The organism is Kitasatospora sp. NPDC057542, from assembly GCF_042801945.1.
Classification (GTDB): Bacteria; Actinomycetota; Actinomycetes; order Streptomycetales; family Streptomycetaceae; genus Kitasatospora.
Map to the genome: position 1 here is coordinate 1 of NZ_JBHVFE010000293.1, position 11,265 is coordinate 11,265.

The 11,265-nt window shown below is 70.5% G+C and carries 12 protein-coding genes; 6 read left to right on the forward strand and 6 right to left on the reverse strand.

Translation table 11 applies throughout. The annotated features are described in order from the left end of the window. On the reverse strand, positions 1 to 292 hold a 292-nt coding region (locus tag ACFU7Y_RS29490), incomplete at its 3' end, for a hypothetical protein (RefSeq protein WP_380770223.1). A gap of 68 nt (positions 293 to 360) precedes the next feature. Between ACFU7Y_RS29490 and ACFU7Y_RS29495 the strand changes: the two genes are divergently transcribed. Further along, positions 361 to 636: a hypothetical protein gene (locus ACFU7Y_RS29495; RefSeq protein WP_380770224.1), complete on the forward strand. Its 276-nt coding sequence runs from the start codon at positions 361 to 363 to the stop codon at positions 634 to 636. A gap of 19 nt (positions 637 to 655) precedes the next feature. On the opposite strand, the gene ACFU7Y_RS29500 is transcribed toward ACFU7Y_RS29495, so the two are convergent. From ACFU7Y_RS29500 to ACFU7Y_RS29520, 5 genes are all read right to left on the reverse strand, one after another. Next, positions 656 to 1,813: a Gfo/Idh/MocA family protein gene (locus ACFU7Y_RS29500; RefSeq protein WP_380770225.1), complete on the reverse strand. Its 1,158-nt coding sequence runs from the start codon at positions 1,811 to 1,813 to the stop codon at positions 656 to 658. Next, on the reverse strand, positions 1,810 to 3,060 hold the full coding sequence (locus tag ACFU7Y_RS29505; protein WP_380770226.1) for an NAD(P)/FAD-dependent oxidoreductase: 1,251 nt from the start codon (positions 3,058 to 3,060) through the stop codon (positions 1,810 to 1,812). Before ACFU7Y_RS29505 ends, ACFU7Y_RS29500 begins: the two co-directional genes overlap by 4 nt. Next, entirely contained in the window at positions 3,057 to 3,275 is a 219-nt protein-coding gene (locus tag ACFU7Y_RS29510) for a ferredoxin (protein WP_380770227.1), read from the reverse strand. The genes ACFU7Y_RS29505 and ACFU7Y_RS29510 overlap by 4 nt, the downstream gene beginning before the upstream one ends. Positions 3,276 to 3,311: 36 nt before the next feature. After that, positions 3,312 to 4,550, reverse strand: coding sequence for a cytochrome P450 (locus ACFU7Y_RS29515; RefSeq protein WP_380770228.1), 1,239 nt, complete (start codon positions 4,548 to 4,550; stop codon positions 3,312 to 3,314). A 134-nt stretch (positions 4,551 to 4,684) separates the two neighbouring features. Continuing rightward, positions 4,685 to 5,167: a MarR family winged helix-turn-helix transcriptional regulator gene (locus tag ACFU7Y_RS29520; RefSeq protein WP_380770229.1), complete on the reverse strand. Its 483-nt coding sequence runs from the start codon at positions 5,165 to 5,167 to the stop codon at positions 4,685 to 4,687. A 125-nt stretch (positions 5,168 to 5,292) separates the two neighbouring features. Between ACFU7Y_RS29520 and ACFU7Y_RS29525 the strand changes: the two genes are divergently transcribed. The 5 genes from ACFU7Y_RS29525 to ACFU7Y_RS29545 all read left to right on the forward strand — a co-directional run bounded on the left by ACFU7Y_RS29525 (position 5,293) and on the right by ACFU7Y_RS29545 (position 11,149). Next, on the forward strand, positions 5,293 to 5,742 hold the full coding sequence (locus tag ACFU7Y_RS29525) for an ATP-binding protein (protein WP_380770230.1): 450 nt from the start codon (positions 5,293 to 5,295) through the stop codon (positions 5,740 to 5,742). Positions 5,743 to 5,804: 62 nt separating this feature from the next. After that, on the forward strand, positions 5,805 to 7,790 hold the full coding sequence (locus ACFU7Y_RS29530; RefSeq protein WP_380770231.1) for an MFS transporter: 1,986 nt from the start codon (positions 5,805 to 5,807) through the stop codon (positions 7,788 to 7,790). A 228-nt stretch (positions 7,791 to 8,018) separates the two neighbouring features. Beyond that, entirely contained in the window at positions 8,019 to 9,254 is a 1,236-nt protein-coding gene (locus ACFU7Y_RS29535; RefSeq protein WP_380770232.1) for a transposase, read from the forward strand. Positions 9,255 to 9,617: 363 nt separating this feature from the next. Further along, positions 9,618 to 9,974 (forward strand): hypothetical protein, encoded by a 357-nt coding sequence (locus ACFU7Y_RS29540; RefSeq protein ID WP_380770233.1) that lies wholly within the window; start codon positions 9,618 to 9,620, stop codon positions 9,972 to 9,974. Continuing rightward, a complete protein-coding gene (locus tag ACFU7Y_RS29545) occupies positions 9,971 to 11,149 on the forward strand; it encodes a pYEATS domain-containing protein (RefSeq protein WP_380770234.1) in 1,179 nt (392 codons plus the stop codon). The genes ACFU7Y_RS29540 and ACFU7Y_RS29545 overlap by 4 nt, the downstream gene beginning before the upstream one ends. Positions 11,150 to 11,265 lie beyond the last annotated feature (116 nt).

Sequence of the window (11,265 nt, forward strand, 5' to 3'; positions counted from 1 at the left end):
GGCCGCAGACGGCGCCGCCGGGTTGCCGGCGGGAGTACCGGACCCCGGCGGCCTGCGAGGTCGTCGGCTCGCTGCCGTCGGCAGGGGTGAGGGTGCAGGAGACCGTGATCGACCCTTCGGTGACGGAGTCCAGGACACCGTCCCAGGGGATGGTGAAGTCGACCGTGGTGGTGTCAGCAGTGATGTTCACGACGCCCTGGATGGTCGCGGCCGGGGTCTGCCCGGGGAAGTCGCCGCAGACCGTGACGTCGAAGGTGAGCTGGTCTCCGGCTTTGAAGGGCAGCTGGTCCACCCTGACGAGCACGCCGTTCCAGGGCTTCTGCCGGCAGTTGATCCAGCCGACAGGCTCCTCGTAGGGGAATGATCGACACGCTGCCGCCGGAACAACGCCCACGCCACCGCAAACTGACCGTCGAGAACATCATCTGGGCCGCCGTCCTGGACCAGCGGGGCCTGCCCGCCTCGTTGATCGCCCACCTCTTCCACATCGGCGAGAACCAGATGCGCGCCCTTATCCAGCAGACCCGGCCCCTGCTCCAACAGCACGGCCACCACAGCGAGCCGCTCCCCGTCCGCCTCATCGACCCCAGCGAACTCGCCAGATACGTCATGCACGCAGCATCAACGACGAGTTGACGCGACACGCACCACTAATTCACCGACGGGCCCAGGGTGCGAGCGTGGTCCTGCGGCCGGTCCGTGCCGCTGCTCGGATCTGTTCCAGCATGCGGTGGCGCTGGGCGGCGTGCCGGAAGTCGGGAACGCCGTCCGTGCCCGGCTCGAGGGTTCCGGTGATCTGGTCGCGCAGCAGCGCGTACTCGTGGGCGACGTTGTAGGCGGGCTCGGCGTCTCGCTCCGTCCAGTGCGTCAGCGACCGCTGGTAGCGGACGGGGACCGGAAGTTCGACCAAGCCGCCGTCGTCGCCTCGGGTGCCGTACAGCCGAAGTCGTCCCATCCACCAGTGGTCGTGGTCGGCCTTCACGACGAGGTCGCCCTGGGTGCCGTTGATCTCCCAGTGGAAGCCGGTGGCGCGGGAGGTGCCGCCGCGGAAGTGCATCGCGGCCACGGCCCCTGATTCGAGCAGACCGGTCACGGCGATCTGGTCCTCGGTGCTCTTGGCCGCGACCGCTCCGCTGGTCACGTGGGTGACCTCGGGACGCAGGTTCTCGATGTGGGCTGATGCTTCGCAGAACTCGCCGAGCACCATGGCCAGCGCGTCGACCGAGTGTCCGAAGGGGATCGACAGCAGGGTGGCGCCGCTCGTGACGTCCAGCACGTACGCGTGGTCGTCGTCGTAGGTGGCGCCCCAGGGCCCGCCCCAGCCGAGCATGCTGGTCGACAGCACCCGCCCCACGTAGCCCTCGGCGACCAGGTCGCGCAGGTAGCGAAGCGGTGGAGCCGACCGGGCCTGTAGGCCGACGGCCGTCAGCTGCCCCCTGTGGTGCGCGAGGTCGGCCAGCTCCTCGGCCTGCGCGAGGTCGGCACCCAGCGGCCATTCGCTGAACACCGGCTTGCCCGCTTCGAGCGCGGGTCGGATGAGGTCGAGGTGGTGCGGAACCTTCACCGTTACGACCACGAGGTCGACTTCCTCGCTGTGGGCGAGCTCCTCCGCGCTGCTGAAGGTCAGCGGTACCGCGTACTTCTCGCAGGCCGCGCGCGCCGATTCGGCGCTGCTGGCGCTGAGGGCCCGCAGCTCGTATCCGTCGAGCCCGGTCAGCGCCGGCACGTGGGCGGTGGCCGCCCACCCGCCGTGCGCGCTCAGACCTACGACACCGACGCGAATCGGTCCCTGATGAGGGGAAGCGGATGTCATGAGTACACCCCAGGTGTTCGAGGTCGTGTGCTCTCCCACCGACGATCACCAGTCAGTGGAGGACACGGCCCGGCGTCCGTGACGGCGGTCCAGAGCGCGTGTTCGACGACTAGTCGGCGTAGCAGGCGCAGTTCGCGGGGGGCGTTCCAGCCGAGCACGCCGACCACCGTTCCTTGGTGGCCGTAGGCGGCGGTGAAGCGGCCGTCGGACGGGTCGCCGGAGGTGACGCGTAGGTCCGCGTCGGGTGGGAAGATGCCGTACGCCTGGATCCTGGTGTCGTACTGGTCGGTCCAGAAGTAGGGCACGGGGGCGAACGGGGTGGCGTCGCCGAGCAGGTTGCCGGCCGCGGCGATGGCCTGTTCGGTGGCGTTCATCCGGTGTTCCAGTCGCATGCGGGTGCCGAAGTGGGGGTTGTGCCAGGAGGCGACGTCGCCGGCGGCGTAGATGCCGGGTGCGGCCTGGCACCACGCGTCGCACTCCACCCCGTCCGCGGGGCGCAGGCCCGAGCCGGTCAGCCAGCCGGTGGCGGGGGTGGCGCCGAGGGCCAGTACGACGACGTCGGCCGGCAGCGTGGTGCCGTCGCCGAGTTCCACCCCGGTCACCCGGCCGCTGGTGCTGCGCAGCCGGCGTACCGGGATCCCGCAGCGCAGGTGGGTGCCGTGGGCGCGGTGCAGGTCGGCGACGACGGCGCCGATGCGCTCGCCGAACGGGCGGCGCACCGGGACGGGCTCCGGCTCGACCAGGGTCACTTCCAGGCCCATGGTCCGGGCTGCCGCGGCGACTTCGGTGCCGAGGAATCCGGCGCCCACCACGACCACCCGGGGCCCGGCGAGCAGTGCGGCGCGCAGGGCGAGCGCGTCGTCGAGCGTGCGCAGGACGTGCACCCCGGCCAGGTCGCTGTCGGGCAGGCGCCGGGGGGTCACCCCGGTGGCGATGATCAGGGCATCGAAGTGAATGCTCTCGCCGCCGCCCAGTCGTACCCGGCGGCCCGCGGTGTCGAGGGCGGTGGCGGGCTCTCCGAGGCGTAGGTCGGCCCCCAGGCGCGCGAGATCGTGCGGGGAGCGCAGGACGGCCCGCTCGGCGAGCCAACCGCCCGTCAGGATCTGCTTGGACAGCGGTGGCCGGTCGTAGGGCGGATGGGGCTCGTCGCCGATCAGGGTGAGGTGGCCGTCCCAGCCTCGGCGGCGGAGGGTCTCGGCCGCGGTCAGGCCCGCGGCCGAGGCCCCGACGATGACGATCCGCTTCATTGTTCGCCCTCCTGTTTCTCCTGTTCTGCCACCCAGATCGCCTGAGCCGGGCAGAGGAGGGCAGCCTGCCGGACATCGTCCAGCAGGTGCTCGGGCGGGGTCTCGGCGAGCAGGACGACGATGCCGTCCTCCTCGCGCTGGTCGAACACCTCGGGTGCGGTCAGTACGCACTGGCCGGAGGCGACGCACTTGTGCTGGTCGACGATGACTTTCATCGGAATCCTCCTTGTCCGCGCGGCACCTGGCCGCGCTCACCAGGTGATGGGCAGCTCGTAGACGCCGTAGACGGTTCCGTCGTGCTTGAACGGGATCTGGTCGAGATCGACCGCGAGCCGCAGGGTGGGGATGCGGCGGTAGAGGGTGCTGTAGACGACCTGCAGTTCGAGCCGGGCCAGTGGCTGGCCCAGGCATTGGTGGATGCCGAAGCCGAAGGCCACGTGGTGGCGGGGGTTGCGCTCCACGTCGAGCCGGTCGGGGTCGGGGAAGACGGCGGGGTCGCGGTTGCCGATGTCATTGGCCAGCACGACGCCCTCGCCGGCGTGGATGGTGACCCCGCCGACCTCGATGTCCGCCAGGGCCACCCGGCGCCGTCCGCTGTGCACGATGGTCAGGTAGCGCAGGAGTTCCTCGACCGCCGAGGCGATCGGTTTCGGATCGTCGCTCCCGCGCACCCGGGCCAGCTGGTCCGGGTGCTGCAGCAGGGCCAGGGTGCCCAGCGCGATCATGTTCGCCGTCGTCTCGTGGCCGGCGATCAACAGCAGCATCCCCATGTTGGCCGCTTCACGCCGGGAGAGCTCACCGACGCGGACCCGCTCGGCCAGCATGGAGAGCAGGTCGTCTGCCGGGTGGGTGAGCTTGTCGCCGACCAGCCGGTCCAGGTAGTCGATCAACCGTTGGGTGGCCGCCCGTGCCTGCTCCGGGGTGGTGGTGGTCTTGACCAGGATCTTGCTGTTGGCCTGGAAGAAGTCGTGGTCGGCGTACGGGACACCGAGCAGCCCGCAGATCACCAGCGAGGGCACCGGCAGCGCGAAAGCCTGGACCAGGTCCACCGGCTTTGGCCTGGTGAGCATGGCGTCGATCAGGTCGTCGACGATCTTCTGAACGGCCGGCCGCAGTGCCTCCACGTGCTTGATGGCGAAGGCCGCGGTGACCATCCGGCGCAGGCGGGCGTGTTCCGGATCATCCATAGTGATGAAGGTCCGCGACTGCCTGCGGCGCTCCTTCATGGCCGGGGTCTGGTGGGGGTAGTGCGGGTGGGTGCTCTCCGAGCTGATCCGCGGGTCGGCCAGCAGGGCCCGCACGTCCTCGTAGCGGGTGACCAGCCACGGGGCGCTGCCGTCCCACAGCCGCACCCGGCTGATCGGGGCTTCGGCCTGCAGGGTTCGCAGGGCCGGCGGCGGGTCGAACGGGCAGCCGGCCGCCCGGGGCATGGGGTAGTCCGCGACCTCCGCCGACGGCACGTCGGTGCCGGATGCCGAGATGGTGTTCATGGTTCTCCGCCCTTCCGGAAGTCCGTGAGGAGGGCAGGTGACAGGACCGGGGCCCGGCGCGCGGGGCGCGACGGGGCAGCGGAACGGATCCCACCGCCTGCAGGAGGAGACGCCGAAGAGCGCTGCCCGGAGACTCAGGAGGCCGAACCACTCCCGGTGGTGCGGTGCGACGGAGCGTCCCGGAGCATGCGCCGGACGATGGGCAGGGCCGTGTGCACGGCCTCGCCGAGCGCCCGCACGTCCTGCTCGGGCAGCGCGGCCAGCAGGCCGGCCACCCGGGCGTCCCTCGCCCGATGGCGCTCGGCCAGCAGCTCGCGGCCGGCATCCGTGAGGGCGACGAGGCAGACCCGCCCGTCCTTGGGATCCGTTGCCCGCGACGCCAGGCCCTGGCGTTCCAGGCGCTGTACCAGCACCGTCATCGACGGCTGGGTGATGCCCTCCGCCGCTGCCAGTGCCGTCAGCCTGGTCGGACCCTCGCGCTCCAGCCTGGCCAGCGTTGCGACCGTGGTCAGGCTCATGCCCCGCCAGTCCGACAGGAACTCCGTGGCCATCTCGGTGACCAGCTTGTCCAGTACCGCGGCCGTCTCCCGGGGGCCCTCTTCGGGTGTCTCATCCATACATCCATCTATAGCACTCTCTATATTTGCTTGTCTATATAGAGAGTGCTATAGATGGATGCAGGGTATTTCGAGTTCTGGTCAGAGCCGAGGCGCCACCGCGGCGCCGGAAGAGGGTGATGATCATGGCCAGCGCTTACGCCCCGGACCTCTCCCCACCGTGGGCCACCGCCCGGCGCACGCCGCCGTCGGACCGCCCCTGGCCCCTGGCGCACCGCCCGGAAGCCGCCGGAGAAGCCCGAAGAATCGCCGAAGCGGTCCTCGCCCAGTGGAGGGTCACCGAGGAAGCGGCCGACTCGGTGCTGCTCACCGTCTCCGAACTCGTCACCAACGCCGTGGAGCACGCCGAGCCGCCGGTGAGCTTCGAGCTCAACCGCGACCCCGGCGCCCGGCGGGTACACATCGAGGTGTCCGACGGCGGCCCGGCCGCCGCCGACGGCGACTGGGCGGCCGGCTGCGCCCCTGACGAGCACGGCCGCGGGCTGTGGATCATCGACCAGCTCACTGCCGCACACGGCCACCGCGAGGAGCCCGGACACGCCGTCCACTGGGCCGACGTCACCACCGCGGCCTGACCCGACCGCGCGGCAGCCGGCTGCGCCGGACTGCCGTTGCCCCACCGACTCCGGGAGCGATCATGAGCGCCGCACGGGCTGGCAACGCCACCGCGCGCGTCACGGACGAACGGTACAAGTGGGTCGCGCTGTCGAACACGACGATGGGTGTGCTGATCGCGTCCGTCGACGCCTCGATCGTGATCATCTCGCTGCCCGCGATCTTCCGCGGCATCGGTCTGGACCCGCTCGCCCCCGGCAACATCGGCTACCTGCTGTGGATGATCCTGGGCTATCTCCTGGTCACCGCGGTGCTCGTGGTCGCCTTCGGCCGGCTCGGGGACATGTTCGGCCGGGTCCGGATGTACAACCTCGGCTTCGCGGTCTTCGCGGGCGCCTCGCTCGCCCTCTCCCTCGACCCGCTGCGCGGTGGCCCCGGCGCCCTGTGGCTCATCGGCTTCCGCATCGTGCAGGCGGTCGGTGGGGCCATGCTGATGGCGAACTCGGCGGCGATCCTCACCGATGCCTTCGCCGCCCGTCGACGAGGGATGGCCCTGGGGATCAACCAGATCACCGCGCTCGCCGGCCAGTTCCTGGGTCTGCTCGCCGGCGGCCTGCTGGCCACCATCGACTGGCGTGCCGTCTTCTGGGTGAGCGTCCCGATCGGTGTGGCCGGCACCCTCTGGTCGTACCGCAGCCTGCGCGAGATCGGCTGCCGCAAACCCGGGCGCATCGACTGGCTCGGCAACCTCACCTTCACCGCGGGGGCTGGCGCCCTCCTCGCCTCGATCACCTACGGCATCCAGCCCTACGGCGGCCACTCGACCGGCTGGACCAGCCCCTACGTGCTCGGCGGCCTGGCAACGGGCACCGCACTGCTCGTCGCGTTCTGCGTCGCACAGACCAAGGTCGCTGACCCGATGTTCCAACTCGGTCTGTTCAGGATCCGCGCGTTCGCCGCCGGAAACCTCGCGGCACTGCTCATCGCGATCGCCCGCGGCGGCATGCAGTTCATGCTCATCATCTGGCTGCAGGGCATCTGGCTGCCACTGCACGGCTACGCCTTCGCCCGCACCCCGCTGTGGGCCGGCATCTTCCTGCTGCCGCTGACCGTCGGGTTCCTGCTCGGCGGCCCGGCCTCCGGCTTCCTCTCCGACCGCTACGGCCCCAGGCTGTTCGCCACCACCGGGCTGATCCTGGTGGCCATCGCCTTCGTCGGCCTGCTGGCCCTGCCGGTGGAATTCCCGTACCCGGCGTTCGCGGGCCTGCTGCTGCTCAGCGGGCTCGGCCAGGGCATGTTCTCGGCGCCGAACACCTCGGCGATCATGGGCAGCGTGCCACCGGAGCAACGCGGCGTGGCCTCCGGCATGCGCGCGACGTTCCAGAACTCGGGCATCGCCCTGTCGATCGGCCTGTTCTTCTCACTGATGATCACCGGCCTGGCCACCACGCTCCCGCGCACACTCGACAGCGGCCTGCGGGCACAGGGAGTGCCGGCCGAGGCGGCCGGCCACCTGGCCGGGCTGCCGCCGGTGAGCACGCTGTTCGCCACGTTCCTCGGCAACAATCCGATCGGCCACCTGCTGGGGCCCAGCGGCGTCCTGAGCACGCTTCCCGCCCACAACGCCCGGACCCTGACCGGGACACGGTTCTTCCCCGAACTCATCGCGGGCCCCTTCCACCACGGGCTCGTCATCGTCTTCAGCACGGCCGCGGTGATGGCCCTGGTGGCCGCCTGCGCCTCCGCGCTGCGCGGTCGCCGGAGCAGCACCGCAACCCACCGACCGACCGGCTCGACGACGGAACGGCCGAGACCTGCTCCGGTGCCTGGCCGCGCCCCGCGCACACCGGGCCCCGGCCCCGACCCCAGGCGGCAGCGGACAACCGAAAGGGGGAGGGCCCTGGGCACCACCTCGGCATCGGCACTGGTGCGCCGCGGACTGCGGCACCGCACGTTCCCATGCCCGGGGTGGCCGGTTGCCCGTTCGACGCGCCGCCGGCCCGAGGACCGGTCGAGCGAATCGCGGCGGCCGTCACCGCGCGCGCCACAGCCGGCCGCGTCCTGGTGACCCTCGACGGCCGGGCCGGGGCGGGGAAGTCGACGCTGGCGGCCGCGGTGGCCGCGTACCTCGGCGGGCCGGGACACGCGGCCGTGGTGCACGGTGACGACTTCCTCCATCCGATGCCCTTCCGCGAACGCCTGTCCATGGAACCGGAAGAGGGCTCGCCTGAAAGGCGCCGGACTGGTCCGCGAGCGCACCACCCAACGCACCGACTCCACCCACGTCCTGGCCGCCGTGCGCGACCTGACCCGCCTGGAGTTGGTCACCGAGGCGGTACGCGCGGCCCTGGAGGAACTCGCCCGCACTGCCAGCCATGCGCTGGCCGGCCTGGTCGAGGAGGACTGGGGCCGCCGCTATGGTCGGCCGGTGCGCCTGGGCAAGAACCCCACCCGGCCCAAGACCAGGATCAACACCACCGGGGCAGACGCCCGCCGCCTGCTCGAACACCTGGCCCGCAACCATCCCGGCCTGCTGAACAGCCCCCAGGTGCAGGCCCTGCGGCAGATCCTTGTTCAGAACTACTACTGGGACACTGCCGGCCGTCTGCGCTGGCGCGACGATGACGACGACAGCGGTCTGCCGCCCTCGGCGAAGCGGATCGTCTCGCCCTACGACCCGACGGCCCGCTACGCGCGTCGGGGGCAGGTCACCCGCTGGACGGGATTCCTCGCGCACGTGACCGAGACCTGCTCCGACGACGGCCCCAACGTGATCACGGACGTGGCCACCATGCCAGCCACCAGCGCCGACACCGAGGTCCTACCCGGCATCCACACCCGGCTGGAACACCGGAGCCTGCGGCCCGACCAGCACCTGGTCGACGGCGGCTACACCTCCCTGGTCCACCTGGAGCAGGCCGAACGCGAGCACCGGATAACCATCGTCGGACCGCTGCCGGGCAACCCCACCCACCAGCACCGCCGGGGCGAGGGCTTCGCCCGCGACGACTTCCGCATTGATTTCGACCGCAAGGAGGTCACCTGCCCGCAGGGCCAGGTCAGCAGGGGCTGGCACGGCCCCTATCCGACATCCTCGCCGACCGCGGCCCCGCTGATCGTGGCCCGCTTCACCAAGAGCCAGTGCCAGCCCTGCCCAGTCCGGGCCAAGTGCACCACCTCCCGCGACTCCGCCCGAAACGTGGGCTTTCCCCCGCGCGAGCTGCACGAACTGCAGATACGCAACCGTGCCGAGCGGCAGGAACCGGCCTGGCACAAGCGCTATGCGGTGCGGTCCGGCATCGAGGGCACCATCTGCGAATTCGCCCACGGCCACGGCATGCGCCGCTGCCGATACCGCGGGCAGGCCAAGGCCCACCTGCAGCACGTGCTCACCGCCATCGCCGTCAACATCGAACGCCTCAGCCGGCAGTCTCCGGGCGAGAACACACCCCCACGATCACCGACCGCCTTCCAGGACCACCTCGACCAACAAGGCATCCCGCGCCTACGTTCCTGGCGATCCGTCAGCTGAAGCTGCAGCGAACAAGATCCCCGACAGAGTCAAGCTGAGAGGCCCCGGGTCGGGGCGGACGCAGTCCCCGCGGAAAGGTGCGTACGTGTCACCCGGTCCGGGTCGGGCAGGCGGATGGGTAAGCGGTCCAGGATGAGAACGGTCTCGTCGGTCCGCATTTCGACGGCGTCGGCGGGCAGGGCAGCGAGCCGGGTGATCTTCCGCCCGAAGGAAGAGGACGGCGTCCGCCGCGCGACGGCACTGGTGGAGGATCTCCCAGTGGGAGTCGTCGTCCAGGGCGACAGGGCCGGGCGGGAACGTCGAGATCGCGGTTCTCTGCTGGCGCGGCGGGCATACTGAGCGCAGTCGGGTGAGGGGAAACGCATGAGCGGCTTGCGGCTGTCAGTGGCGGGTGGCGATTCCATCGATGCCATCGATGAACTTGCGGATCTCGCGGACTGGTTGCGGCATGAGCCCGAGCTTCGAGGGCTGGTCGCCTTCGCCGATCCCGAGCCCGGACCGGGTGAGTTGGGGGCACTGGCCGATGCCTTGGCCGTCGCAGTGGGCAGTGGAGGGGCATTGACGGTGCTCGCCGCGTCGCTGCGGGCCTATCTGTCGCAGCCGCGCAAATCGGATGTCCGGATCGTGGTCCGTGCGGAGGAGCGCAGTGTGACCGTGGACGCCAAGCGCGTCAAGGATGTCGAGGCGTTGCTCCGCGAGACCCTTCGGCATCTGGGATGAGCGCCGGGCCGCGCCGTGAGGCCGAGTTCGTTCAACGTGAGGCCCGACACGCTCACCAGGTCACTCCGGACCACGCCTCAGCAGGCGGGGCGAAGGCCCGGGCGGTCGACCACCACCGGTCCCGGATCGTGCTGGTCGGCACTCCCGCCTACGACGATCCGCGGCTCGCGGACATCCCGGTGGTTGCCAACAACATCGCCAGCCTGCATCAGGTGCTCACCGACCCGCAGTTGGGTGGTTTTGACCCCGACGACTGCTGGTCTGCCTTGGATACCGTCAGTGTTGCCGAGGCTGGCGACCTGCTCACACGGGCCGCCGCAGAGGCCGAGGACCTTCTGCTCTTCTACTACAGCGGGCACGGGCTGCTCGAACCACGGCGTCGCGAACTGTACTTGAGCCTGTTCACTACCCGGCCTGACCGACCGCAGTTCACCGCCCTGCCATTCCAGGCAGTGCGTGATGTCTTTCTGGACAGCAGGGCGGCAGTCCGCGCGGTGATCCTGGACAGCTGCTTCAGCGGGAGGGCGATCGGCGAGACCTTGACCGAGGACGCCAACGCGATCCTCGGTCAGCTCCAGGTGGCCGGGACGTACACACTGACCGCCGCCCCGGGGAATCGGACCGCGCTGGCCCTCCCCGGGGAACAGCACACCGCCTTCACCGAGCGCCTGCTACGACTGCTCCGCGCCGGCAGCGCACAGGCCGGGGAGTTGCTCAGCCTCGGTGACATCTACCGGCATCTTCAGGTCCAACTCCAGGCTGAGGGACTGCCGGTGCCGCAGCAGTGCGGCACAGAAACCGCCGATCTGCTGGGCTTGGTCCGCAATCGGCATCCCCATCGCATCCGCCCTGCGGCGCTGGCCGACGTCGCACCACCGACAACCCTTCACCTGGCCCACACCGCGCGTGCAGACGGCTCGCGCCCGACAAATAGTCGACCATACTTTCGAATTCGCGTCTATCTCGCGAGCTTCGACGCCGCCGACCTCGATCGGGTCACCAAGGTCGTCTACCACCTGCACCCGACCTTCCCCGAGCCGGACCGCACAGTTACCGACCGCTCGACCGACTTCGGCCTGGTGGTGCTCGCCTGGGGGGAATTCAATCTCACGGCTGACGTCTACCTGGCGGGTCAGCGGAAACCCGTCCGGCTTGAGCGCTACCTCAACATCTGACGCCTTGCGACTCGGTCCGCGATCAGTCGCTCTTGTAGGACTGGCACCTCCCCAGCGGCGGCTCGATGGTCGTCTCGTAACGGCGGCCGGCCCGGCCCGGGGACGTAGCCCGGGCC